At 78.6% G+C, this 238-nt stretch carries 1 pseudogene; it reads left to right on the top strand.

Annotated features, from left to right (window positions below):
• Positions 1-238, top strand: a pseudogene (locus QCD68_RS17300) (PLP-dependent aminotransferase family protein); the annotation flags it as partial.

The following is a 238-nucleotide window of genomic DNA, read 5'->3' as shown; positions in this document are numbered from 1 at the left end:
GACGTCGTGGTCGCTGCGGGGACCTCGGCGGCGCTGTCACTGCGCGTCGAGGCGCGCCGGGCCCGGCTCGGCCGTCCGCCACGCAGCGCGGTCGAGGACCCCGGCTACCGCTCGGCCCACCGGGCGCTGACGAGCGCGGGCGCGGAACTGGTCGCCGTGCCGGACGGCCCGGACGCCATCGACCAGCCGGTCCTCGAGGGGACCTTGCCAGACCCGCTCGTCCACTCGCCGACCCCCC

Origin of the sequence: Curtobacterium sp. PsM8 (assembly GCF_030433875.1) — a bacterium.
In the GTDB taxonomy this organism is placed as follows: domain Bacteria; phylum Actinomycetota; class Actinomycetes; order Actinomycetales; family Microbacteriaceae; genus Curtobacterium.
This window is presented reverse-complemented; position numbering and strand designations above follow the sequence as displayed.